The following is a 24,405-nucleotide window of genomic DNA, read 5'->3' on the forward strand; positions in this document are numbered from 1 at the left end:
CGGTCTCGTCGGCATGGCGAGGTTGTAACGTGATTTCCCTGTCACGCAACATTCGTTTAACGGTGCGAAATTGATTTATTTGCACTTCGGCGGCGGAGGGAATTGCCGCCTAGCCGAGCCCGGCCCTGGCACCGTCCAGCCGAAGCTGGAGGAAGGGCGCGAAAGTGCCCCCGAAGTGCGCTCTCCCGCGTGGTTTGCCCCGCTTCGGCCCTTCGCCCGCACCCCGGTAATCGACGAAGCTGGCGACTTGCAGGTCTGGCAGCACCCACCAGCTATAGGCCTGCCACGGCGCGTCCTCGGGATTGGCGAAAACCAGCCCGTGCCCGTTGAGCAGACGCCACGGCGCGCCGATCCCGGTGGAGACCGCCCCGTAAAGCCCGGTGGGCGCGGCGATCCCCGGCGCGAAGACACCTGCCTGGGTCGACCAGAAGAGATAGCAGAGCCCCCCATGGCTCACGATATGCGGCCGCTCCAGCTCGTTGTTCACGCCTGCCGCGTCGACCAGTGGCGGCAGTTTGGCGAACATGCCGTCCGACTCTTGCCGCGCCAGACCGATCACCCCGTTATGGGCGCCGCGCCGCACGGCCGAAGAGGCCGTGAACAGCACGTAGCGCGTACCGTCCGCCGCGCGGAACAGGCTGGGATCGCGAAACGCCTTGATCGCCCCGGCCCGACCGCCGCCCTCGTGCCGGGTCATGTAGTGGAGGTCCGCCGGCGCGACGATTTCCTCCGGCTCGGACCAGTCTCCAAAGGCCTCTCCGCTCTCCGGCAGCCGCGCCCGGCTGGCAAAGAGGCGCTGACGGAACGAGGGATCGCGCTCCCCCCGCAGCCCCGCCGCGGTGAAGCGCAGTGTCGCCACCCCGTCCTCTATCGTGGCGGAACCGGACCATTCGCGGCTGCCGGGCGTAAACCCGTCCGGGAACGTCGCGCCGAGATGGCGGAAGCGTCCGTCCTTGCGATGGAAGTGGTGGATGCGCGCGTGGGCATGACGCATCTCGGGGTCGGCAAAAGCCGGAGCGGCGAGCGCGAACCACAGTTCGCCGCTGCGCCAACGCCGCGGCGTGCCATCGATATCGGCCAGCGGCCAGGCGTCCCAGACGTCCAGATCGCGCGAAATGCGGCGGACGTCCGCGTCCTCCAGCCGCGGCGCCCTGTCGAAGGCGCCTGCTTCCAGCCGCGCGAGATCGCGGGCAGTCCACGGCAGCGGCGAGAGGGCCAGTTCGGTTTCGGACATGCGCGAATATCCCTGCAATCGAGGACTTTAGACTCGGAGCTTCACGGCTCGGCAGCGAGCAATGGATTGCAGGGTATCCGTGACTTTTCGTCAATTCCGCAATTAAACCTAGGAAATCGCCGCTAAAACCCCGGCCCAATGCCAGGGCGGTAGATCGACGGATTTGAAGCGCACCGGTTTCGCGATAGAACAAGGCACGGCCGCAAGTTCGGAGGAGCCCATGAATCCAGGCGCAAAGCCCGAACTCTCGCTGCTGCGCATCTGCGAAATGAACCTCGGTTTCTTCGGTCTCCAGTTCAGCTTCGGTCTGCAACAGGCCAATATGAGCCCGATCTACCGCACGCTCGGCGCTACCGAGGCGATCCTGCCGCTGCTCTGGCTGGCCGGGCCGATGACGGGGCTGATCGTGCAACCCCTGGTCGGCGCGATGAGCGATCGTACCCGGTCCCGCTTCGGGCGGCGCACGCCCTACTTCCTGATCGGCGCGGTGATCTGCTCGCTGTGCCTGCTCGCCATGCCCTATTCGCCCTCGCTCTGGGCCGCCGCGGCCCTGCTCTGGTTGCTGGACGCGGGCAACAACGTGACCATGGAGCCGTATCGCGCCTATGTGGCCGACCGGCTGCGTCCCGCGCAGCGGGCCACCGGCTTTCTTACCCAAAGCGCCTTCACCGGCCTCGCCCAGACACTGTCCTACCTTGCGCCTTCGCTGCTGGCCGCCACGATCGACCGTGACCTGCTGGACGCCAACGGCATTCCCGCCATCGTCCGCGTGGCCTTCGCGATCGGCGCCGTGCTCTCGCTTTCCACCGTGGTGTGGTCGCTCCTGCGCGTGCCGGAACTGCCGCTTGCGGAAGCGGATGGCGGGCTGCAAACCGGCGGCGAAACCGCGACCTCCCTGGCCCCGCGCGCGCTGCTGCGCGAGCTTGGCGCGGCCTTGCGGGAAATGCCGGCGCCGATGCGGCGGCTGGCGCCTTCGATGCTCTGCCAATGGTATGCGATGTTCGTCTACTGGCAGTTCATAACCGACGCGCTGGCCCGTTCGATCCACGGCACGTCCGACCCCGCCACGCCCGCCTATCGCGCGGCGATCCTGGAGACCCAGCAACTCGGCGCACTTTACAACGCCATCGCCTTCGCCGCGGCGCTGGCGCTCATCCCCCTCGTGCGGCGATTCGGCGCGGCATGGATTCACATGGCCTGCCTCGCCGCTTCGGGACTGGCCATGCTCTTGATACCCCAGGCCAATTCGATGGCCGCCCTGGCGCCGCTGATGATCGGACTTGGCCTCGGCTGGGCCGGAATGATGGCAAATCCCTACATCATTCTCGCCAGCGCGATCCCTCCCGAACGGACCGGGCTCTACGTTGGTCTTTTCAATATTTTAATCGTGGCGCCCATGTTGATCGAGACGGTGACGATGCCATTGATCTATAAATCGCTGCTGGCTTCGGATCCGCGCAATGCGCTGGTCCTGGCCGGGTTCCTGATGCTGGCCGGTGCAGGCGCGACGCTTCTGGCAGTCGCCCCGCGCCGGCCGCAGCGTGGAACACACAGATATCAAACGGACCACCCGCTTCCGCCGCGGGATTCGAACAGTTAGCCGGCCGGAAAAAGGAAGATGGATGGCGGGGAACGACGATCAGCTGATGGACATGCCGGCGCCCGGCCCGCTTGAAGGGACCGAAGCCGCGCCGAATGAGGGTGGCCTGCTAGAAGGGGGCCTGCATGCTGGAGCTGGGCATGGCGGGGCTGGGCATGGCGACCGCCCCCATGTCCGCACCCTGGCCGATCTCGCCCGCATCGCCGGCGTTTCGGCAGGAACCGTCTCGCGCGCCCTGGCCGGCAAGGCCCTGGTCAATGCCGAGACGCGCGATCGCATCCAGGCGCTGGCCCGCCAGCACGGATTCAAGCCGAACCAGATGGCCAGCAAGCTGCGCACCGGGCGTACCGGGGTGATCGGCGTGGTTATTCCGCTCGGCCATGAAAAGCGCCAGCACATCTCCGACCCGTTCTTCCTGACGCTGCTGGGCCATCTGGCGGACGAGCTGACCGAGAGCGGCTACGACGTCATGCTCAGCCGCGCGATGCCGGACGGCTCGACGGACTGGCTGGAGCGTCTCAGCGGGTCGGGCATGGTCGACGGGATCATCGTCATCGGCCAGTCGGACCAGTTCCCGGTGATCGAACGGGTGTCGCAGACCTACCGCCCCATGGTCGTCTGGGGCCACTATCGCAGCGGCCAGAGCCACTGCGTGGTCGGCACCGACAACGAACTGGGCGGCCGCGTCGCCGTGGAGCATCTGCTGGCTGCGGGCGCCCGCAATCTCGCCTTCCTGGGCCAGACCGGCGGGATCGAGATCGCCACCCGCTATCGCGGCGCCGCCATGGCGGCCGAGGCGGCCGGCGCGCCCTTCGTCCATCTCCCGGTCGAACTGGCGGACGAATCGATGGGACCACAGATCGAACAGGCGCTCGCCACGGCCGGTCGCGCGATCGATGGCCCGATAGACGGTATTGTCGCCGCGTCGGACCTGATTGCCATGTCAGCCCTGCGCATCCTGCACGACATGGGCCGCGCGGTTCCCGGACAGGTGCGGATCGTCGGTTTCGACGACCTGCCGCTGGCCGCGCAGACCACGCCGCCGCTCACCACGATCCGACAGGAAATCGCCGAGGGCGCGCGGGCGCTGGTCGAAAAGCTCAGGGCCCGGATCGAAGGGCTGCCCACCCAGAGCCTGGTCATGCCGCCCCGCCTCGTCGTGCGCCAGACCACGCAGAGCTGATCGCCGCCGGCTTTCGTCTCCATCCGCCCGTTTCCCGCTCTTTTTCCTGCCTGGGCATTTCCCGGCCTTCTGGTGATTCCACCTGCGCCGAAAATGCTCTAGGCAACGATTGCCTCGCCGGTGGAATCACGCCCGGCGGGACAAAGTGCGAAGATGAGGGGGTTTTTTCGGTGGTCCGGGAAGTGAGCGGCACGGCGGGATGCTGATCGGGATCGATCTGGGGACGACGAACAGTGCCGTGGCGATCTGGCAGGACGGCGAAGCCGTGCTCGTGCCCAATGCCCTGGGCGAATTGCTGACCCCTTCCGCCGTCTCCGTCGCAGCCGGCGGCCAGGCATGGATTGGCCGTTCCGCGCTGGACCGCCTTGCCGCGCATCCGCAGGATACTGCCACCAGCTTCAAGCGCCTGATGGGCACCGCCGCCACGGCCCGGCTGGGAAGCCGGCTCGGCGGCAAGGACTATGCTGCCGAGGACCTCTCGGCGCTGGTGCTGAGCGCGCTCGCCGCCGATGTCGAGGCGCTGACCGGCGAACGCCCGACCGAGGCCGTCATCACCGTCCCCGCCTACTTCAACGACCGCCAGCGCAAGGCGACGCGCCGTGCGGGCGAACTGGCCGGGCTTGCCGTGCGCCGCCTCATCAACGAACCGACCGCGGCCGCTCTTGCCTTCGGCCTTCAGGACAAGGGTGACCGCGAGCCGTTCCTCGTCTTCGACCTCGGCGGCGGGACGTTCGATGTCTCGGTGGTCGAGATGTTCGACGGCATCGTCGAAGTGCGCGCCTCGGCCGGGGACAACCGGCTGGGCGGGGACGATTTCGACCATGCCCTGGCAGCCTTCGCCAAGCCGCGCATTGATCCGGAAGCCAGGCTGGACGCCTTGCCCGCCGACCGGCGCGAGGCGCTGCTCAAACGCGCGGCCGAGAGCTGCCGCCGCGCCCTGACCACAGCCCCCGAAGCGGAATTCGCGGTAGTTCTGGGCGAGGAACGCCTCGCCGGCACGATTACCGAGGCCGAGTTCGAGAGCGCCTCCGAACCGCTGCTGCGCCGGCTGCGCGAACCCGTCGTCCGGGCCTTGCGCGATTGCGCGATCGACGCTTCGGAACTCTCCGAGATCGTGCTGGTCGGCGGGGCAACGCGCATGCCGGTGATACGCCGGGCGATCACCCGCCTGTTCGGCCGGTTCCCCAATGCCTCGGTCCATCCCGACCACGCCGTCGCGCTGGGGGCGGCGATGCAGGCCGCGCTGCTGGGCCGCGACGCGGCGCTGGACGAGATCCGCATCACTGACGTGTGCCCCTTCACGCTCGGCGTCGAAGTGGCGGAGCAGGACGGCCACGGCGGCTTGCAGCGCGGGCTGTTCTCGCCGGTGATAGAGCGCAATACGCCGGTTCCGGTCTCGCGAGTGAATACCTATTCCACTCTGGGCGACAACCAGAAGACGCTGGAATTCGGCATCTACCAGGGCGAAGCCCGCGAAGTGCGCGGCAACGTCAAGCTGGGCCACATCGCCATCCCCGTGCCGCCGCGCCCGGCCGGCGAAGTCTCGGCGGAAGTGCGCTTCTCCTACGACAGTTCCGGGCTGCTGGAGATCGACGTCCACATCCCGGTCAACGGTACCGAGCGCAACCTCGTCATCGTCGACGAGGAAGACCGGCCCGGCCGCAAGGAACTGGATGAGCGCCGCGCGGCCCTGGCCAGGCTCAAGTTCCATCCCCGCGAGGATGCCGCTCACGTCGCGCTGATGGCCCGCGCCGAACGCTGCTACGAGGATCACATCGGCGACGTCCGCCAGGCGATCGGCCATTGGATCACGCTGTTCGCCGGTGCGCTGGATACCCAGGACCCGCGAAGCATCGCCGATGCCCGCGCTGTCCTCGCCGCCCGGCTGGACGAAGTCGAAGGGAGCAGCCCCTTATGAACGCCCCCTGGTCGATCCTCGGCATCGGCATGACGGCCGACACCGCCTTCATCCGCAAGGCCTATGCCGCGCGGCTGAAGGCCATGGACGTGGACCGGGACATCGAGGGATTCGCGCAGCTTCGCGAGGCCCGCGACCATGCGCTGCGCCTGGCGCGGGGCATGGCCGCCGCCGCGACCGAAGAGCCGGAACCGATCGACGAGGATGCGGAGTTCGAGCCGGAATTCGGACCTTCTCCCGAAGCGCCCGCGCGCTGGACTTACGCCGCGCCGGAACTGCCGGGCGAATGGAGCGGCGCCCAGCCGCTGGCCGCCCGCCCGGGCGAGCCGGACGACACCACCATGCTCGGCCGCATGGCCTGGGCCGCCGCCGCCGCGCGCGAGGGCGTGAGCGGCGCGGGCATTCCGCTCACCACCATCGATCCGTTCACCGCGCCCTTCCTGCCGGGCAACCACGCCGCCGACGATGCGCTGGGCCTGCGGCCCGGCGAAAGCCCTGCCGAGCGACTGGCGATCCTGCTCGATCCCGAGAGCGCAGCAGCCAGCGAGCCGCTCTCCGAAACCGAGGCACGGCAAGCCACGCGCGCCTTGCGCAAGATCCTGGACGATGCCGCGCAGGCCCATATCACCCGCGCCCAGCAGATCGAGGACTGGCTGGCCGAAGTCCTCGCCCGCGGATGGCCCCGCTCGGCGCCGTTGCTGGAGGATGCCAATGCAGCCTTCGGCTGGGAACGGGAATGGGCCGCTCACGACGCGCGCCCCGGCGTCGCCTTCCTTGGCGCGCGCCTGCGGGGCTATCGTTTCCAGCAGAACGTGCTCCAGCCCGGCCACCGCTATCACAAGGCGTGGAACGAGTTGGCCCGACCCGGCAAGGCCGGCCTGTTCCGCATGCTCCGCAAGCCCGCGCAAGGCGACGTGGACGGCCTGCTGCGCGGCGTGCGCAAGAACTTCCCCGAGCTGGAAACCCATTTCGCGCCGGAACGCGTCGCCTCGTGGGAAGGCGGCAATCCTTTCGCCGCCGGTCTCCTGGTGCTGCTGGGCGTGATCGCCCTGGGGGTCGTACTGGCACTGGCGGACAGCCCTTCGGGCCGTCGCTCCACGCTGGAGCACGATAGCTGGGCCGCCATGCAGGCCGCCGTCGAGGAGACCTTCGGAGAAGGCCACGACCCGTCCTGGCTATGGGACCGTCAGCCGGAACTGGCCGGGCTGCTCAATGCGCAGGCGCGCGACCTGCTGGAGAACGGGCAGGACCAGTCCGCCGTCGTGCGCAAGTCCGTGGAGATCGTGCGCGGCCGCAGCTTCCTCAATGGCCGCGAATTGCCGGGCGCAGACCTCGACACCGCCATGACCCTGCGCCTTGCCCAATTGCGCGCGGCCCGGGCGCAGAGCGATGCGGCCTGCATCCACTTGCGCAATTCCGGCGTGCTCGACGGGATCACCCCGGTCCCGCCCGAACTGCGCGGGAAAGAGCGTGAATTCGCGGCGCACCTCGCGGAAACCGGCAAGCTCGGTCGCCCGCAGGACCACGGCGAGCGGACCGCCATGGTACCCGGCGAACTGATCGACGAAGTGGTCGGCACGACTCGCCTGAGCCATGACAAAGTGCGCGAGGCCATGTCGGGCAAGGGCGACGATGCCACCGGCTGCGCCGTCACGATCGCCCTGCTGGACCGCACCCTGGCCTGGAAGGGCGCGAACCGCCGCGAGATCCTGATGACGCTGTGACGCGGTGCCCGGGCAGAATTCGCCAGGCCCGCGCCAGAGACACCCGAAGCCGCTAGAGCGCCAGTCCGGCGGCGCGAGCGCTCGCCCAGGCCCATTGGAAGTTGTAGCCGCCCAGCCAGCCCGTCACGTCGGCCGCCTCGCCGATGACGTAGAGCCCCGGCACCTTGCGCGCTTCCATGGTCTTGGACGAAAGCGCGCCGGTATCGATCCCGCCCGCCGTCACTTCGGCCTTGGCGAACCCTTCCGAACCGTCCGGCACGAATGGCCAGCGCGCCAGCTTTGCTTCGGCAGCGCCCAGCGCCTTGTCGGACATGGCGCCGAGTTCGCCGGGGAGGGCCAGCCTCTCGCAGAGCGCTTCCGCCAGGCGGTCCGGCAAGGCCTCGGCCAGAACCTTGCGCAAGCTTGTGCGCGGGCGTTCGCGCTTGGCGTCCTTGAGCCAGCCTTCCGCCCGACCGGGCATGAACTGCGTGGTCACCGTCTGGCCGCGCTGCCAGTAGCTCGAAATCTGCAGGATCGCCGGACCGGACAGCCCGCGATGGGTGAACAGCGCCGCTTCCCGGAAGGCCGCCTTCCCCGCCTCCTTGCCGCTGACCCGCGCGATCACTTCCGTCGAGACCCCCGAAAGCTCGCGAAACAGCGCCTCGTCCCCGGCCAGCGTCAGCGGTACCAGGGCCGGGCGCGGCTGCACGACCTTGAGGCCGAACTGCCGTGCAAGATCGTAGGCGAAGCCGGTGGCGCCCATCTTCGGGATCGATGGCCCGCCGGTGGCGATCACCAGCGCCGGAGCCTCGGCGACGCGGCCGCCGAAGGCCACGCGGTAGCGGCCGTCGGCATGAGCGATCTCACCCAGGGCATCGCCGCAGTTCACCTCGACCCCGCCCCTAGCGCATTCTTCCAGCAGCATGTCGACGATCTGCCGCGCCGATCCGTCGCAAAACAGCTGGCCCAGCGTCTTCTCGTGCCAGGCGATGCCGTAGGCCTCCACCAGTTCGAGGAAATCGGCCGGTGTGTAGCGGCTCAGCGCCGACTTGGCGAAGTGCGGATTGCTGGAAAGATAGCGATCGGGCGCCGTGTCGAGATTGGTGAAATTGCACCGCCCGCCCCCTGAAATCAGGATTTTCTTGCCCGGCTGGTCGGCATGGTCGAGCAGCAGCACGCGCTTGCCCCGCTGCCCGGCGGAGGCCGCACAGAACAGCCCGGCGGCTCCTGCGCCAAGGACGATGGCGTCGTAGGCGTCTTTCAAGGCCTGGGCCTTTCGGCTGACAGCGGACGAGCAGTGGGGATCGCGGGAGCCTTGGAGAAAGCCCGCTCCTGCGCCGGGTGCGAAAGGATCACTGGCCGGTCTTGCCCCCATCCCCTGCCGCAACCGGAGCCAGCTCCAGCGCGAGCGCCTCCGCCACGCGGATGCCGTCCACCGCTGCCGAGAGGATGCCGCCGGCATAGCCCGCGCCCTCGCCCGCGGGATAGAGCCCGCGCGTGTTGAGGCTCTGCAGGTCCCGGCCGCGGGTGATTCGCACCGGCGAGGACGTGCGCGTCTCCACGCCCGTCATCACCACGTCGGGATGGTCGTAACCCGGCACCTGCCGTCCGAAGACCGGCAGCGCCTCGCGGATGGCGTCGACGACGAAGTCCGGCAGGCAGGTCTTCAACTCGGTGAGGTGAACGCCCGGCTGATAGCTTGGGATCACTTCGCCGAATTCGGTGGAAGGCCGGTCCGCAAGGAAATCTCCCAGCTTCTGGCCCGGCGCCTTGTAGTTCTCGCCGCCCGCCTTGTAGGCCAGCTCCTCGAACTTGCGCTGGAAGGCGATGCCGGCCAGCGGGTCTCCGGGATAGTCTTTATCGGGATCGATATCGACGACGAGGCCGGAATTGGCATTGAATTCCGCGCGCGAATACTGGCTCATGCCATTGGTGACGACGCGGCCCGGCTCGCTGGCCGCCGCCACCACGCGCCCGCCCGGGCACATGCAGAAGCTGTAGACCGTGCGGCCGTTCGAGGCCTTGTGCGCGATCGAATAGGCCGCCGCCCCCAGGATCTTGTTGCCCGCATTGTCGCCGTAGCGCCCGGTGTCGATCCAGCTTTGCGGGTGCTCGATGCGAACGCCGATCGCGAAGGGCTTGGCCTCGATATAGACCCCGCACTTGTGCAGCACTTCGAAAGTGTCGCGCGCCGAATGGCCCACCGCCATGATGACGTGACTTGCGGGCAGCAGTTCCCCGGTGGAGAGATGCAGGCCGGTGATGCGGCGTTCCCCGTCCGCACCCTCCTCGACTTCGAAGTCGTCGACACGGGTGCCGAAGCGATATTCGCCGCCGAGCTGCTCGATGGTCTCGCGCATGGACATCACCATCGTCACCAGACGGAATGTGCCGATATGCGGATGGGCCTCGGTGAGGATGTCGTCCGGCGCGCCGGCCTTCACGAATTCGGTCAGGACCTTGCGGCCGAGGTGGCGGCTGTCCTTGATGCGGCTGTAGAGCTTGCCGTCCGAGAACGTGCCCGCGCCGCCCTCGCCGAACTGCACGTTGCTCTCGGTATCCAGCACCGAGCGGCGCCAGAGGCCGAACGTGTCCTTGGTCCGCTCGCGCACGGCCTTGCCGCGTTCGACGATGATCGGCCGGAAGCCCATCTGCGCCAGGACCAGCGCCGCGAGCAGGCCGCAGGGCCCTGCCCCGATCACCACCGGGCGCGGGCCGTCGAAGCCTGCCGGCGCATGCGTGACGAACTTGTAGGAGGTGTCCGGCGTCAGGCGGACGTGCTGGTCGCCGTGGTGTGCGGCCAGGACTTTCGCCTCGTCCCTGACCGCCACGTCGAGGGTATAGACCAGCTTGATCGCGTTCTTGCGCCGCGCGTCATTGCCGCGGCGCACCACGGTGACGCGCTCGAGTTCGCCGGGCTCCAGACCCAGCCGCGCGCAGACGGCGGCATCGAGATCCTCGGGAGCATGGTCGAGCGGCAGGGCAAGGTCGGACAAGCGTAGCATCCGCGCGCCCTTATACCCGTTCGCGCCGCGACGCCACGGGTTTGCGGAGCGGCGGACCGAGAGCGCCGCCCGGACATGCCCTCGCGGCCCTGGGGCGGCGCAAGGGCCGGGACGCTAGGGCCTGGTCTTGCGAGCCGCGCGAACCGGCGCGCGGGCGAAACTCCAGCCCCCGGCATTGGGGCGAACCACGAGATCGCCGATCGAGGCGGGACGTCCCTCGCGCAGGCTTTCCAGCAGGCGCGCCACGGCGCTGCCGCGCGGTTCCTCGCCGCCCAGTTCGGTGATGCAGCGCGCCAGCACCCGCAGCGCGACGGCGCGCGGGGCCTGGGGACGATAGCGCAGGCCCATCGGCTCCTTGCTCACGCAGGAGCGCCATTCGAGCGCTGCCATCCAGTCCAGCGCGGCATCGGCTTCGGCGAGATGTTCGGCGCTGCGCGCGATCGCAGCCACGTCCAGCCAGTCCGCCCCGGCCAGCGCCTTGCGGATCCGCACGCGGTCGAAACGGTCGTTGGCATTGCTCGGGTCCTGCACCGTGCCGATCCCCGCGACGACTTCGGCAAGCGCGCTGCGCCGCCAGTCCAGCACCGGGCGCAGCAGTGGTATCGCCGTCAGCGGCACATGGCCGCGGCTGCGCGCGCCGGCCAGCCCGGCGACGCCACTGGCGCGGTTGAGGCGCATGAGCAGGGTTTCGGCCTGGTCGTCGGCATGGTGGGCGGTGGAAAGGGCCGCAAGGCCGCGCCGCTCGATCCACTCCGCCAGCGCCGCATAGCGCGCCGCGCGGGCCTCGGCCTGGACATTGCCGGGCGCCAGCGACACCTTCAGCGTTTCATGCGGGACACCCAGGCGGAGGCAGAGCGCGGCGACATCGTCCGCCTCCTGCCCGCTTTCGGGGCGAAGGCCATGGTCGACGGTGGCCGCTTCCACCCGCCCCGGCAGGGCCGCCTGCGCCAGCAGGAGCAGCGCCGTGCTGTCAGGCCCGCCCGACACCGCCACGGCGAGCCTAGCCTCCGGCGCGTCGACGCCTTCGGCCCAGAGCGCCGACAGCCCTGCCCGGAACCGTTCGACGGCTTCGGGCGCGGGCGTCAGCTCGGGATCAGGCGCAGCCCAGTCCACTGCGCGTGGAATCGTAAGTGCCCTTGAGGCGGCCGGCGGCCTCGCTGGCATAAGTTTCGCTGAATTCGGCCAGCGCGATGCAGGCCCGCTTGTTGTCCTTGAGCTGCTTCATCGACACCGCAAGGTACAGCAGGCTGTCCGGCGCGCGATCGCCGCGCTTGTCGGTCTGGTAGTTCTGGACGAACCACTTGGCCGCCTCCAGCGGATTGCCATCGTCCAGATAAGCGCGGCCAAGCAAGTTGCGGCCCCAGCTCGAACGGGCGTGCTTGGGATACTTCTCTAGGTAGAGCTTCAGCTGCTGCTGCGCCTCGGGGTAGAACTTCGCTTCCCACAGGCGGTAGCCATAGCTGTATTCGTCATCCGCGGCATCGGCGGTCTGCGGCTTGACGATGGCGCGAACGGCCTCGATCCGCGAATTCGACGGTCCGGCCGGGCGCGCGGGCGTGGCGGCGACGGGCGTTGCCGTGGGCGCCGGGGTCGCGCCGGGCGTCGGTGCCTTGCCGGGAGACGGCGAGAACGATCCGGGCTGCTGGCCCTGCTCCGGCGCCATGGCACCGGGCATCGGCGCCGCCGGAGCGTTCGCCGCCAGGCGGGCCTCAAGCTGGTTGATGCGGTTGGTGTTCTGCTCGACTTGCGAGGTCAGCTGGCGAAGCTGGCCTTCCACGGCATCGATGCGCAGCAGCATGTCGCTGATCGGCGTCGAGGCGGGCTGGCCGGGGGCCGGCGTGGGCGTGGGCGTGGCCGGCTTGATTTCGGGCTCGAAGAACTTGCCGTCACCGCCCGGGAAAACCTTGCGCTGCAGCGCGCGTACTTCGGATTCCACCTTGTTCAGGCGGGCACCGGTATTGTCCTGCGCCTGGGCCGGCATGCTCGCGCCGACCAGAGCCAGGGCCACGACAGCCGTTGCGGCCAGCCGCATCCGGCGCACTTCCATGGAAAAACGGTTCATCGCCAAGTCTACTCCGTGCCAGGGCGCGCCGTGCGCCCTCTCGGGTTCCGGGACGCCATGGACAGGAGAAACGGAACCGCGTGTTAACCAGAAATGCCTTGCGGGCGGAATTGCCGCAAACGCTGCCTCCTTGTCGAGGCAGGCTCAGTTGGAAGTGGTGGAAAGCGGCGCCGGAGCCGAAGCCCCGGCCGTGGGGACCGTCGCGGGCGCTGCCGGAGCAGGTGCTCCCGACGGCGCAGACGCGCCTGCCCCCGATTGGCCCCGCGCCAGCAGGTCCGCCGGTACCAGGGAAACGCCGGACATGACCATCGGCTTGGTGGCGAGCGGCGCGATGGCCTTGCCGCCGACCGTGATCGCCAGACCGTCCGGCCTGCCGAGCCGAAGCTGCGGCGCCTGCGCGCCCTGGGGCACGGTCCAGCTCTCGTTCTGCTTCAGGGTCTTTTCCACCAGCTTGCCGGTGGTATCCGTGACGCGCAGCCAGACGCCGTCGACCGTGGCCGTCAGCACGACCGGGCCGTTCGTCGGCTGCGGCGCGGGCGCCGGGGCCTGCGGCGCCGCGGCACTGGGCGCGGCGCTGGGCGTATCGGACGTGAGATCGGGCAGCTTGCCCTCCGGCGAGAGGTAGTTGCTCCAGAACACCAGCAGCACCGCGATCACCACGATCGCGCCGGCCGCGGCAACCCAGGCAAGGCGCAGCGACGGAACGCGGGCGGGATCGCCGGGCTCGAAATGCGGGACCACCACCGGTTCGCGCGCACCCTCGGCATCGAGCTGGCGGCGCACTTGTTCGGCGATCGCCTTTTCGTCCAGCCCCAACGCCCGGGCATAAGTCCGCGAGAAGCCCACCGCATAGGTGCGCGCGGCAAGGTCACCCAGCCGGTCTTCCTCGATGGCGGAGAGATGGCGCTCGGCAATTCTCGTCTGGACGGCGATCTGCGCGAGGCTCAGCCCCGCAGCTTCACGCGCCCGGCGCAAGGTCGCACCGACCGTGGACGAAGAACTTCCGGCCGCAGCATTGGCCAAACCTTCGGACGGCCCCTGATTTTCAACGTTTTCCATTCCGCTCCCGAAGGGATGGTAACTGAACCTGACGGGAATCCACCAAACCGCGCGAGAATCCAAAGTCAATCACGACAAGGCAGATAACTCGAATACTTTGCGGCGGATGCGACCCCGTGCACGGCGAGTAACATCCGCGCAAGTCTGCTTTATGTCAATCGGGGCGCCGGGGCTGAAACGCCCGATCCCCGAAAACACGGGGATCAATCCACTGCAATGTCGCGTTCGGCCGCCCAGGCGGTCAGCGCGGCGCGCATGTCCGCAGGCGGATGGGCCAGCCACTGGTCCATGGCGGCGCCGATTTCGCGCAAATCGACCTGGCCGACCAGGTCCTTGGTCGGCCCCACCGAGGCGGGCGTGATCGACAGGCGGCGAATACCCAGGCCGAGCAGCGCCAGCGCCTCCAGCCGGCGCCCGCCCATCTCGCCGCAGACGGCGATCTCGACATTGTGGCCATCGACGCTGCGGATGACCCGGCGCAGGAAGCGCAGGATCGCCGGGCTCACCCAGTCGTAGCGCTCGGCCAGCTTGGGATTGGCCCGGTCCGCCGCGAAGAGGAACTGGGTCAGGTCGTTAGTGCCGATCGACAGGAACGAGATCTTCGGCGCCAGCAGGTCGAGCTGTTCGGCCAGGGCCGGGACTTCCAGCATGATCCCGTAGTGGATCGCTTCTGGAAGAAGCTTCTTCTGGCTGCGCAGGAATGCGAACTGCTTTTCGAAGACCGCCTTGGCCTGGTCGAACTCCCAGGGCTCGGCCACCAGCGGGAACATGACGTGGAGCGTGCGCCCGCCCGCCGCTTCCAGCAGCGCGCGCGCCTGCACCTTGAGCAGGCCCTCGCGCTCGAGAGCGACGCGCAGGGCGCGCCAGCCCATCGCCGGATTTTCCTCACCCTCGCCGTCGTCGTGACGCAAGTAGGGCAAGGTCTTGTCGCCGCCGATGTCGACCGTGCGGAACTTCACCGGCTTGTCGCCCGCGGCTTCCATGATGTCGCGGTAGAGGCGGGTCTGGCGTTCGCGCGAAGGGAGCGTGGCGGAGACCAGGAACTGGAATTCGGTGCGGAACAGGCCGATGCCGTCCGCCCCGGTCATGCTGAGGTTGGCGATGTCGTCGCGCAGGCCGGCATTGATCATGACCTGGATGCGGGTGCCGTCCAGCGTGGTCGGCTGCACTTCACGCAGGGCGGCATAGGCGGCCTGGCGCTGGCGGCTCTTGGCGAAACGCGCTTCGAAAGCCTCGATCACGCCGGCCGGCGGGCGCACCATCGCCGTGGCCTGGTCGGCATCGAGCAGGAGCTGGTCGCCTTCGCGCACCACGCCGCGCAGACCGCGCACGCGCCCGAGCACCGGAATGCCCATCGCCCGCGCCACGATGACGACATGGCTGGTAAGCGAGCCTTCCTCCAGGATCACGCCCTTGAGGCGGCGCTTGTCGTATTCCAGCAATTCCGCCGGGCCGAGGTTGCGGGCGATCAGGATCGCATCGTTGCGCAGCCCCAGCGAGGCCGCCGTGCCCATCTGGCCGGAGACGATCCTGAGCAGGCGGTTGGCCAGATCCTCCAGGTCGTGCATGCGATCCGCCAGCAGGGGATCGTCGATCTGGCGCATGCGCATGCGGGTGCGCTGTTGCACGCGTTCGATGGCGGCTTCGGCGGTGAGGCCGGAATCGATCGCCTCGTTGATGCGGCGGGTCCAGCCTTCGTCGTAAGCGAACATGCGGTAGGTCTCGAGCACTTCCYCGTGCTCTCCGCCCATGCCGAATTCGGCCTGGCTGGCCATGCGGTCGATCTGCTCGCGCATCTTGTCGAAGGCATGGATCACGCGCTGGCGCTCGGCCTCGGTGTCTTCCGCGACGATATGCTCGATATTGACGCGCGGCTGGTGATAGACCGCCTGGCCCGAGGCCAGGCCCTTCACCAGCGTCAGACCGCGAAGCTGCTCCGGCCCGGTCTGCGCGGCGCCCAGGGCATGGACGTCCACTTCGTCGATCAGGTCGGCATTGGTGATGAGTTCGGACAGGACCATGGCCACCGTCTGCAGCGCCTCGATCTCCACTTCCTCATAGCGGCGCGGCTCGACATGCTGCACGCAGAGCACGCCGGCGGCCCGCTCCCGGCGCACGATCGGCACGCCCGCAAAGGAGTGAAAGCGGTCTTCGCCGGTTTCCGGGCGATAGGAGAAGTCCGGATGGGCGGCCGCTTCGGCCAGGTTCAGCGTCTCGATCCGGTCGGCGATGCTGCCGACAAGGCCCTCGCCCACCGCCATGCGGGTAACGTGGACGGCTTCCTGCGCCAGGCCGCGCGTCGCGAACAGCTCCAGCATGCCTTCGCGCAGGAGATAGATCGAGCAGACCTCGCTATCGAGGCATTCGCCAATCACTTCGACCACCGTATTCAGCTTGGCCTGGGCGTGATTTCGCGACGCCATGACCTCGTGGAGGCGGGTGAGGATGGTTCGTGCTGCTTCTACGGCTCCGCTGGTCATGAAACCCGAGTAACCCAAAGCGAGCGCTTTGGAAACGCGGCCGTTGTGAAAAGATGTGTCGGGAAAAACGTCCGCGCGAAATGCGGATACCTCCAAGGCGGCCCCCGGCACGTTACCGCACCGAGGGCGCCTGAGGGAGCGGCTTCACCGCCCGGGAAATCGGCCTCGATGCAAGGGAGACCGAGGGATCGCCACGGGGGATGGCTGCTCTGGTACTGACCCAGTAAGCGACAGGTCAGTGACGAGAGATTTCTTCCTTGATCCTGAGCTTCCGCTTCTTGAGGGCCTGGATCATGGCTGCGTCAGGTATCGGACGGCACAATTCGTCATGAATCTGCCTTTCAATTCCGGCATGCTTGAGCTGCAAAGCGCTGACGTGCGAACTATCCATGGACGGTTCTCCTCTTTGTTCGGGGGGTGGGCCGGCCCCTTTGCCTGCGACCTCTCTTGGCGACTCGGCATGGGCAATCCGGCGCAAAACGGATGGAACCACATCCTGCCCATCTTGCGAAGACCGCGAATGGTTCATATCGGTGAATCGCGTGCCTGCTGCGTCGAGCGGGGCATGTGAATTTCGCATCCGCAGACTGTCATTCGAGAGTAGGAAATCCTGGCGTGACCGAAGAGGAAATGCGCAAGCGCCTCGAAATCCTCAAGATCGAGCACCGCGATCTCGATGCGGCTATCGATGCGCTCACCGTGCCCGGCGCCGGCGACCAGCTGCAGATCGCGCGCCTGAAAAAGCGCAAATTGAAACTCAAGGATCAGATCGCGGTGATCCAGGACTTCCTGATCCCCGATATCATCGCCTGATTTCTTGCGCAGGATGGTGCTTCACGGGTGCCGGGTGCGCTCGTCACATCCGCGGCGAGCTTGCGGCACCCCCGCTTTTGCCTGACCGCACGTCCGCGTAAAACGTACCGATAGGGGACAAGCACCGGATTCGTTTCGGAAAATGCCTTAAGGGCAGTTGCCGCGGACTCGCCGGTAAGAAATATGGGCAGCGCATGCCCAACTCCGCGACCATAAACCCGCGCATCGTCGAGGCGCTCTATTGCGAGGCGCTTCTGCTCGCGGACGAGGTGCGCGAGGCGTTCGCCCTGCCCTGCCCGCCGCGGGAAGCCGCGGCGGAAGCAGGTTTGAGCGAGACGCTGGAAACGGGTGACGAGCCGGAGCGTATCGCCCTGTCGAGCGAGGGCCTGCGCACGACCACGCGCATGATGCATGCGATCGCCTGGCTGCTGAACCAGCGCGCCTTCATCATGGGCGAGATCAGCCAGTTCCAGCTTCGCCGCAATGGCCGTCTTTCGCCGCTCCTGCGCCATTCTGACGTCGCGCAGCTCGCCCGCCTGCAACCGGAGATCGTCGACCTGGTGGAAACGACGCAGCGCTTCTACGACCGCCTGCTCCGGATCGACGGCCGCTGGCGCCTGCGCGACGACGTGCAGCCAAGCGCGATCGAACGCCTGCGCGAACGGATCGAGCGGCGACTGGCGAGCTGAAGCACAGAGGCTCCGCGCACGCGCCTGCCTGGAAGGCCGCGCTCGACAGGCCCCTCGCGAATGCCCATATCGGCCGAATGGACGCGCTGAAAGACATCGACAAGCCTTATGCCGAAGCCGAGCGGATCGCGCCGCTCGTCCGCCGGGTGCTGGCCCGCAACCCCTCGCCGTTCACGTATACCGGCACGCAGACCTACATCGTCGGAGACGGCGCGGACGTGGCGGTGATCGATCCCGGCCCGGCCGAGGACGAGCATATCGCCGCGATCCTGAGCGCGGTCGGCGAAGCGCGAATCGCCGCGATCTGCTGCACTCATACCCACCGCGACCATTCGCCCGCCGCGGCGCCTCTGCAGGCCCTGACCGGCGCGCCGGTGGTCGGCTGCGCGGCACTGACGCTGGAGGACGACGGCCCCCGCGCGGATGCCGCCTTCGATCCCGACTACCGCCCCGACCGCGTGCTGCACGACGGCGAGACGATCGGCGGAGACGGCTGGACGCTCGAAGCCGTCGCCACGCCCGGCCACACCTCCAACCACGTCTGCTTCGCCTTGCCCGAAACCGGGGCGATGTTCACCGGCGACCACGTCATGGGCTGGTCCACCAGCGTCGTCTCCCCGCCGGACGGCGACATGACGGACTATCTCGCCAGCCTGCAGAAACTCTACGAGCGCGAACAGGACAGCGTCTATTTCCCGGCTCACGGCCCCGCGGTCGAGAAACCGCGCCAGCTGGTCCGCGGCATGATCGGCCACCGCCGCCAGCGCGAACGCCAGATCCTGAAGCAGATCGAGGCAGATCATGGCACCGTGGCCGCTATGGTGCCGCAAATGTACAAAGGCGTGGACAAGCGGCTCTGGCCTGCCGCGGGCCGATCGGTACTGGCTCATCTTCTTGATCTGGAAAGAAGAAGCCTGGTAACGCGGCATGATGACGGTTGGTCACTGGCCCTTACGGAACAGTAATTTACCGAATTACTGTATCTCTACTTGGCGATGAAGAGTATACCCCGCCCCACTCATGGGGTGAGGGGATTTTTCATGGCAACATTGCCTTTGGCCCGCCTTGGCGCGCTATCGTTCTGGCAGAAGATGGCGATCGGCCTTTCGCTGTTCATCGTCTTCGCTTTCGGACAATTCGCAATGCGGGGCTTCGTCGACTATCGCGGCGCGCCGCTCGTCATGCACCTGCACGGCCTGATCATGCTGACATGGCTGGGACTGCTGGTGACTCAATCCTTGCTGGCCGGACGGGGCGGACTGGCGATCCACCGCCGGCTCGGCTGGGCGAGCGCGGTCATGGTGCCGCTCATGGTCGTCTCGATGAGCGCGCTAAGCATCACCGCCCTGCGCGCCCACGCCCAGCCGCCGTTCTTCACGCCCGCCTACTTCCTGGCCACCGTGCACATCGGCGCGGCGTTCTTCGCGCTGCTGGTGACGCTGGCGGTGTCCCACCGCCGCCAACCGGACTGGCACCGCCGGCTGATGCTGGGCTCGACGATCCTGCTGACCGACCCGGCGCTGGGCCGGGTGCTGCCGATGCCGCTGATCATGCCCTGGGGCGAATGGGTGTCGCTGGTGGTTCAGCTGGGCTTCGTCGCGCTGATCCTGCGCCATGACCGGCGCACCATCGGCCATGCCCACCCCGCCACCATCGCCGCGACGATCGCCCTGCTGCTCACCCATGTCCTGACCGAATTGCTGGCGATCACGCCCTGGTGGATCGATCTGGCGACAAGGGCCTCGGCCGCCTGAACCCGGCGCATATTTTCCTTGGGCATTGCCGCAAGCGTCCCTAGATAGGCCCCAAATCCCGGCAGCCGGCCAACCCCAGACGGGGAGGGCCGGTAAAACGCCGGAGCGACCAGACAGAGGGACACCATGACCGTAATGCCCGCCGACCTTTCCGGTATCGACGTGCGCGCCGAAATCGAGCGGCTGCGCAAGGAACGCAATGCGGTCATCCTCGCGCATTATTACCAGCGCCCGGAACTCCAGGACATTGCCGACTTCGTGGGCGACAGCCTGGAACTCAGCCGCAAGGCCGCCGAGACCGACGCCGAAGTGATCGCCTTCTGCGGTGTAAAGTTCATGGCGGAAACCGCCAAGATCCTCTCGCCCAACAAGATCGTGGTCCTGCCCGACGTCGAAGCCGGCTGCAGCCTGGAAGATTCCTGCCCCCCCGAAAAGTTCAAGGCTTTCCGCGAGGCGCATCCCGATCACATCGCGCTCACGTACATCAACTGCTCGACCGAGGTGAAGGCACTGTCCGACATCATCGTCACCAGTTCCAGCGCCGAGACGATCCTCCAGCAAATCCCTGCCGACCAGAAGATCATCTTCGGCCCGGACCGCCACCTGGGCGGCTATCTCAGCCGCAAGTTCGGCCGCGAGATGCTGCTCTGGCCCGGCGTCTGCATCGTGCACGAGGCGTTCTCGGAAACCGAGCTGCTCAAGCTCAAGGCCCAGCATCCCGCCGCGCCGATCGCCGCGCACCCGGAATGCCCGCCGCACATCGTCGATCACGCGGACTATGTCGGTTCGACCAGCGGCATCCTGCAATATGCCAAGACCACGGATGCCGACACGCTGATCGTCGCCACCGAGCCGCACATCATCCACCAGATGCAGCTGGCGATCCCGAACAAGACCTTCATCGGCGCGCCGGGGGCGGACGGGAACTGCAACTGCAACATCTGCCCCTACATGGCGCTCAACACCATGGAGAAGCTCTACGTCGCCCTGCGCGACCTGGAGCCGCGGATCGAGATCGAGGAGCAGCTGCGCCTCGATGCCAAGAAGAGCCTCGACCGCATGCTGGACATGGCGAGCGGAACCGTGGGCAAGGGCGATCTGGGCACGCGCTGAGCGGGCCCGACCCCCGACTGTTCACGATTGCACACTGCCGCCATAGCCCCGGCAATGGCGCAATGCCGCCGTTTCGCGCCTCGATCCCGTTGCCGTTAGGTATTCGCAACGGAGCGTGTTATATCGGCGTGGCTGATGTCGAATTTGCGACGGGTGTCGCCAATCTTCGTTCGGGTTCGGAAATTTTTCCGCGCAAGATCGGGTTGGGACGATTTCCTTTCAATTGACGAACTGACGCACGACCGGATCCCGCAATTTCGCAGGATCCAAAATTCGTTTCTTGAAAGGAACCTAATATGCCGATCGGCACCGTGAAATTCTTCAATACCGACAAGGGCTACGGTTTCATCGCTCCGGAAGACGGCGGCCAGGACAGCTTCGTCCACATTTCGGCCGTTCAGAACGCCGGCATGCACACCCTCGAGAAGGAACAGCGCCTCTCGTATGACGTCGAAGTCGGCCGCAATGGCAAGGCATCGGCTGTCAACCTGAAGTCGGCCTGATTTTCAGAGGTGCGCGGCGGCCGGGCTTCGGTCCGCCGCCGCGCGCTTCTTCCCGGTGCCTTGCCCCAAGGCGCCGATACATAGCGAGCAAGCAGATGGCATTTACCCGTGACTTCTGCGAATCGCGCGCCCAGGAAGCGGCCGAGGCCGCCTCCATCGCGAAACTCGCCAATGTGCGCGATCGCGAGCTTCGCTCCGAAGCCGCCTGGCGCGCCATGTCCGACCAGATCCGACGCATCGAGGAAGGGCGCAAACCCGCCTTCTGACCGGCCGACCTGACAGCGCCGTCGCGCGAGGTTCGGCAGATGCCAGCTCTGTCGTTTGAAGACGCTTCGGAGTGAACGCACTTCGAAAGCGGCAGGCAATATCGGTTCGCGCCCTTGCGCGTCCGCCTCTCTGGAGGATTCGCGCGGACACCCGCTCGAACGAAACCAACAGCCTTGCCTCGGCCTGCAACCGCGAAGCCGATTCTCTCCCTGCCCGCACGCCTGTCCCAGACATGCCCCCCCAGACATGAAAAACCCCCGAAGGCTTCGGCCTGCGGGGGTTTTTTCCTGTGCTCCAGGTCGGGCGGTGTCAGTCCACCATGGCGGCGACGAGGCGCCGCAGGTCCTGCCTGGAGAGCGCTCCCGGTTCCACGTCACGCCGGAAACCGACGGTAGGAAGCGAGAAGCGGTGGGGTACGGATTGGACGCGATCACATGCGTCCGCTTTATGGTAGTTCATGTATTCCTTGTTCGCGGCTCACTGCCGCATCTGTCATCTTTTGAAATTGCTGCGCCGTTTCGGCGGGCCGCCGGTCTGACCAGGCGTACGTTCGCGGAACACGATCCGACCCTTGGTCAGATCGTAGGGCGTCATTTCAACGTGCACGCGATCGCCCACGACCGAGCGGATGCGAAACTTGCGCATCTTGCCCGCGGTGTAAGCGATAATGCGATGCTCATTGTCGAGCACCACAGCGAAACGTCCGTCGGGAAGGATTTCTTCGATGAAACCCTCCATGGTCAGCAGTTCTTCCTTGGCCAATGCATCCTGTCCGAAAAAAGGGTTGCCCCAAGTCTGCCGCGCGCGAAGCACGCTTCGGCCTTGAGGGCCAGGCAGCTGTAAAGGGGAGGAGTGGCTGCCGGAATGCAGCCGCAAGTTCCCGTCGCAGGCGACGTAGCTCGGCCGATATAGACTATATCGGCGAAATTGCAACACCAACCGTCAAATGGTGACTTCGCGCCACTCGCCCGGCGCCAGGCCGTCGAGCGCCCAGTCCCCCACCCTGTCCCGCACGAGGCGCAGCGTAGGATGGCCGATCGCGGCGGTCATGCGCCGAACCTGGCGGTTGCGGCCTTCCGCGATGGTCAGTTCGATCCAGCAGTCCGGCACCGTCTTGCGGAACCGGACCGGCGGATTGCGCGGCCAGAGCTGCGGCGCGTCGATACGGCGCGCCCGCGCGGGTCGAGTCGGACCGTCGTTCAGGATCACGCCCTTGCACAGCGCCGCGATCGCGGCCTCATCGGGCTCGCCTTCGACTTGCGCCAGGTACGTCTTGGTGATCTTGAAGCGCGGATCGGAGATTCGCGACTGGAGCCGGCCGTCGTCGGTCAGCAGCATCAGCCCCTCGCTGTCGCGGTCGAGCCGCCCGGCGGGATAGACGCCCGGCACGTCGATGAAGTCCGACAGCGTCGCGCGCGGCGTGGGCGAACGGGCATCGGTGAACTGCGACAAGACATCATAAGGCTTGTTGAAGAGAATGAGGCGGGCCATCGCGGCGCTCTAGCAGCGAGCGGGGCCGGAGTCCTTCGCAAAAGGCGCCCTGCCCCGCCCCCCCCCCACCGGCCCGCCGACCAAGCGGCCGACGGCGGCCGGCGGGAATCCGACCATCCGGACTAGGCGCTCGGCAATTCGCCGCGTGTCTTCCACAAGGACCAGCCCACGCCGCCCGCGATCAGCGCCAGCGTCACGCCCAGGCTGATGAGCGGCGGGAACTTGGCCCCGCCCAGCACGAAGTCCGCAACCAGGATCTTCGCCCCGATGAACACCAGCACCAGGGCAAGAGCATACTTCAGGTAGTGGAAGCGGTGCACCATCGCCGCCAGCGCGAAATAGAGCGCGCGCAGGCCCAGGATCGCCATGATGTTGGACGTGTAGACGATGAAGGTATCGGTGGTGATCGAGAAGATCGCCGGCACCGAATCCACCGCGAACACCAGGTCCGCCAGGTTGATCACCACCAGCGCCAGGAACAGCGGGGTCGCGGCCCAGACGAGCCTGCCCGCCGCATTGTGCTCGCGGACGAAGAAGTGCTCGCCGTGATGCGCCTTCGTCACACGCATGTGGCGCGAGATCCAGCGGATCGCCGGGTTGTTGCCGATATCCGGGTCCTGCTCCTTGGCGAAGAGCATCTTCACGCCGGTGAACACCAGGAAAGCGGCGAAGATATACATCACCCAGTGCGCCTGGGAAACGAGCGCCACGCCGCCCGCGATCATCAGGCCGCGCAGCACGATCACCGCCATGATGCCCCAGAGCAAGGCACGGTACTGGTACTTGGGCGCGATCGCGAAGAAACCGAAGATCATCGAGATCACGAAGACGTTGTCGATCGAAAGCGCCTTCTCGATGAAATAGCCGGTGAAGTAGGCGATGCCGTCCTCGGAACCCTTGGCCCACCACACCCAGCCGCCGAAAGCCATGGCGATGGCGATGTAGAACACCGAGAGCCTCAGCGATTCGCCAATGCCCATTTCCCGGTCCTCCTTGTGCAGGAAGCCGAGGTCGAAGGCGGTCAGTACGAAAACGAGGCCGGCGAATGCCAGCCAGAACCAGGCCGGCGTACCCAGCAGGTCATAGAAGAGAAAATCCACGGGACACTCCCGAAACGCGGCCCAAACCTGGGCAAAACAGGAAGCGCCGGCGCGAAAATGGGGGGAAACGCGCCGGCGCGAGGGTTACAGACTGCCTGCAACGGTTGCTGGGGGGAGTAGCAACCGCGCGAGTCTGCCCCTGAACTCCTGTTTCAGTCTCTTCAGCTTCGCGATCTCGAAAGGATCGGGAGAGCGTCTGCCCTGCGCGAGGCGCAGCAGGGCGTCGAGCTTCTGGTGTCGCTCGAGCATACGGAACATAATGTCGGTCATCGTAAAATCCCTATCGAACGGAAATGGGTTCGATCGGGTGAGCCTGACAGGTATCCTGTTGCCTGAGCTGTACGGGCTGGATTGAGCCCCTGGAACCTGCATCGGTTTCACCCGATGCGGTCCGACATCACGAGGCGTTCCAGGACAGGAACGCCGCGCCA

24 protein-coding genes are annotated in these 24,405 nt (G+C 67.0%); 11 read left to right on the forward strand and 13 right to left on the reverse strand.

What is annotated here, in order from left to right; translation table 11 throughout:
• Positions 1–109 precede the first annotated feature (109 nt).
• Complete coding sequence (locus AB4Z00_RS13835) at positions 110–1,234, reverse strand: glycoside hydrolase family 68 protein (protein WP_442046334.1); 1,125 nt, start codon at positions 1,232–1,234, stop codon at positions 110–112.
• A gap of 220 nt (positions 1,235–1,454) precedes the next feature.
• Here AB4Z00_RS13835 and AB4Z00_RS13840 point away from each other — a divergent pair, with 220 nt between their 5' ends.
• The 4 genes from AB4Z00_RS13840 to AB4Z00_RS13855 all read left to right on the forward strand — a co-directional run bounded on the left by AB4Z00_RS13840 (position 1,455) and on the right by AB4Z00_RS13855 (position 7,659).
• Positions 1,455–2,834, forward strand: a complete 1,380-nt coding sequence (locus AB4Z00_RS13840) for an MFS transporter (RefSeq protein WP_442046335.1) — start codon at positions 1,455–1,457, stop codon at positions 2,832–2,834.
• 22 nt (positions 2,835–2,856) lie between these two features.
• Positions 2,857–4,017 (forward strand): LacI family DNA-binding transcriptional regulator, encoded by a 1,161-nt coding sequence (locus AB4Z00_RS13845; RefSeq protein ID WP_442046336.1) that lies wholly within the window; start codon positions 2,857–2,859, stop codon positions 4,015–4,017.
• Between the two features lie 199 nt (positions 4,018–4,216).
• On the forward strand, positions 4,217–5,935 hold the full coding sequence (locus AB4Z00_RS13850; RefSeq protein ID WP_442046337.1) for an Hsp70 family protein: 1,719 nt from the start codon (positions 4,217–4,219) through the stop codon (positions 5,933–5,935).
• Positions 5,932–7,659 (forward strand): hypothetical protein, encoded by a 1,728-nt coding sequence (locus AB4Z00_RS13855; protein ID WP_442046338.1) that lies wholly within the window; start codon positions 5,932–5,934, stop codon positions 7,657–7,659. Before AB4Z00_RS13850 ends, AB4Z00_RS13855 begins: the two co-directional genes overlap by 4 nt.
• Positions 7,660–7,711: 52 nt before the next feature.
• Here the strand turns inward: AB4Z00_RS13855 and AB4Z00_RS13860 are convergent, their stop codons facing one another.
• The 7 genes from AB4Z00_RS13860 to AB4Z00_RS13890 form a co-directional block, all read right to left on the reverse strand.
• Positions 7,712–8,902, reverse strand: a complete 1,191-nt coding sequence (locus tag AB4Z00_RS13860; protein ID WP_442046339.1) for an NAD(P)/FAD-dependent oxidoreductase — start codon at positions 8,900–8,902, stop codon at positions 7,712–7,714.
• An 88-nt stretch (positions 8,903–8,990) separates the two neighbouring features.
• On the reverse strand, positions 8,991–10,643 hold the full coding sequence (locus AB4Z00_RS13865; protein WP_442046340.1) for an NAD(P)/FAD-dependent oxidoreductase: 1,653 nt from the start codon (positions 10,641–10,643) through the stop codon (positions 8,991–8,993).
• A gap of 114 nt (positions 10,644–10,757) precedes the next feature.
• A complete protein-coding gene (gene tilS / locus AB4Z00_RS13870; protein ID WP_442046341.1) occupies positions 10,758–11,756 on the reverse strand; it encodes a tRNA lysidine(34) synthetase TilS in 999 nt (332 codons plus the stop codon).
• A complete protein-coding gene (locus AB4Z00_RS13875; RefSeq protein ID WP_442046342.1) occupies positions 11,737–12,705 on the reverse strand; it encodes a tetratricopeptide repeat protein in 969 nt (322 codons plus the stop codon). The genes tilS and AB4Z00_RS13875 overlap by 20 nt, the downstream gene beginning before the upstream one ends.
• Before the next feature lie 144 nt (positions 12,706–12,849).
• A complete protein-coding gene (locus AB4Z00_RS13880; protein WP_134095252.1) occupies positions 12,850–13,764 on the reverse strand; it encodes a helix-turn-helix domain-containing protein in 915 nt (304 codons plus the stop codon).
• 203 nt (positions 13,765–13,967) lie between these two features.
• Positions 13,968–16,244, reverse strand: coding sequence for a phosphoenolpyruvate--protein phosphotransferase (ptsP, locus tag AB4Z00_RS13885; protein ID WP_442046343.1), 2,277 nt, complete (start codon positions 16,242–16,244; stop codon positions 13,968–13,970).
• A gap of 235 nt (positions 16,245–16,479) precedes the next feature.
• Positions 16,480–16,635: a YdcH family protein gene (locus AB4Z00_RS13890; protein ID WP_132265170.1), complete on the reverse strand. Its 156-nt coding sequence runs from the start codon at positions 16,633–16,635 to the stop codon at positions 16,480–16,482.
• Positions 16,636–16,859: 224 nt separating this feature from the next.
• On the opposite strand from AB4Z00_RS13890, the gene AB4Z00_RS13895 reads away from it, so the two are divergent.
• From AB4Z00_RS13895 to AB4Z00_RS13925, 7 genes are all read left to right on the forward strand, one after another.
• Positions 16,860–17,057, forward strand: a complete 198-nt coding sequence (locus AB4Z00_RS13895; protein ID WP_132265168.1) for a YdcH family protein — start codon at positions 16,860–16,862, stop codon at positions 17,055–17,057.
• A gap of 194 nt (positions 17,058–17,251) precedes the next feature.
• Positions 17,252–17,746 carry a DUF1465 family protein gene (locus AB4Z00_RS13900; protein WP_442046344.1) on the forward strand — a complete coding sequence of 165 codons (495 nt, stop codon included), beginning with the start codon at positions 17,252–17,254 and terminating at the stop codon, positions 17,744–17,746.
• 77 nt (positions 17,747–17,823) lie between these two features.
• Positions 17,824–18,711, forward strand: a complete 888-nt coding sequence (locus tag AB4Z00_RS13905; protein ID WP_442046345.1) for an MBL fold metallo-hydrolase — start codon at positions 17,824–17,826, stop codon at positions 18,709–18,711.
• A 75-nt stretch (positions 18,712–18,786) separates the two neighbouring features.
• Positions 18,787–19,500, forward strand: coding sequence for a hypothetical protein (locus AB4Z00_RS13910; protein WP_442046346.1), 714 nt, complete (start codon positions 18,787–18,789; stop codon positions 19,498–19,500).
• Between the two features lie 126 nt (positions 19,501–19,626).
• Positions 19,627–20,613 (forward strand): quinolinate synthase NadA, encoded by a 987-nt coding sequence (gene nadA, locus AB4Z00_RS13915; protein WP_134095248.1) that lies wholly within the window; start codon positions 19,627–19,629, stop codon positions 20,611–20,613.
• A 296-nt stretch (positions 20,614–20,909) separates the two neighbouring features.
• Entirely contained in the window at positions 20,910–21,116 is a 207-nt protein-coding gene (locus tag AB4Z00_RS13920; RefSeq protein ID WP_132265158.1) for a cold-shock protein, read from the forward strand.
• A 95-nt stretch (positions 21,117–21,211) separates the two neighbouring features.
• The gene (locus tag AB4Z00_RS13925; protein ID WP_165921374.1) at positions 21,212–21,382 is read left to right on the forward strand and encodes a hypothetical protein; all 171 of its coding nucleotides are present in this window, start codon (positions 21,212–21,214) and stop codon (positions 21,380–21,382) included.
• 310 nt (positions 21,383–21,692) lie between these two features.
• Here the strand turns inward: AB4Z00_RS13925 and AB4Z00_RS13930 are convergent, their stop codons facing one another.
• The 5 genes from AB4Z00_RS13930 to AB4Z00_RS13950 form a co-directional block, all read right to left on the reverse strand.
• Positions 21,693–21,842 carry a hypothetical protein gene (locus tag AB4Z00_RS13930; RefSeq protein WP_442046347.1) on the reverse strand — a complete coding sequence of 50 codons (150 nt, stop codon included), beginning with the start codon at positions 21,840–21,842 and terminating at the stop codon, positions 21,693–21,695.
• Between the two features lie 33 nt (positions 21,843–21,875).
• Positions 21,876–22,145: a translation initiation factor IF-1 gene (infA, locus tag AB4Z00_RS13935; RefSeq protein WP_132265156.1), complete on the reverse strand. Its 270-nt coding sequence runs from the start codon at positions 22,143–22,145 to the stop codon at positions 21,876–21,878.
• A gap of 180 nt (positions 22,146–22,325) precedes the next feature.
• On the reverse strand, positions 22,326–22,874 hold the full coding sequence (locus AB4Z00_RS13940) for a pseudouridine synthase (protein ID WP_134095247.1): 549 nt from the start codon (positions 22,872–22,874) through the stop codon (positions 22,326–22,328).
• Between the two features lie 122 nt (positions 22,875–22,996).
• Positions 22,997–23,974 carry a TerC family protein gene (locus tag AB4Z00_RS13945; RefSeq protein WP_134095246.1) on the reverse strand — a complete coding sequence of 326 codons (978 nt, stop codon included), beginning with the start codon at positions 23,972–23,974 and terminating at the stop codon, positions 22,997–22,999.
• 84 nt (positions 23,975–24,058) lie between these two features.
• Positions 24,059–24,244: a DUF465 domain-containing protein gene (locus tag AB4Z00_RS13950; protein WP_132265151.1), complete on the reverse strand. Its 186-nt coding sequence runs from the start codon at positions 24,242–24,244 to the stop codon at positions 24,059–24,061.
• Positions 24,245–24,405: the final 161 nt, after the last annotated feature.

The organism is Novosphingobium sp. YAF33 (genome assembly GCF_052113265.1).
Lineage (GTDB): Bacteria > Pseudomonadota > Alphaproteobacteria > Sphingomonadales > Sphingomonadaceae > Novosphingobium.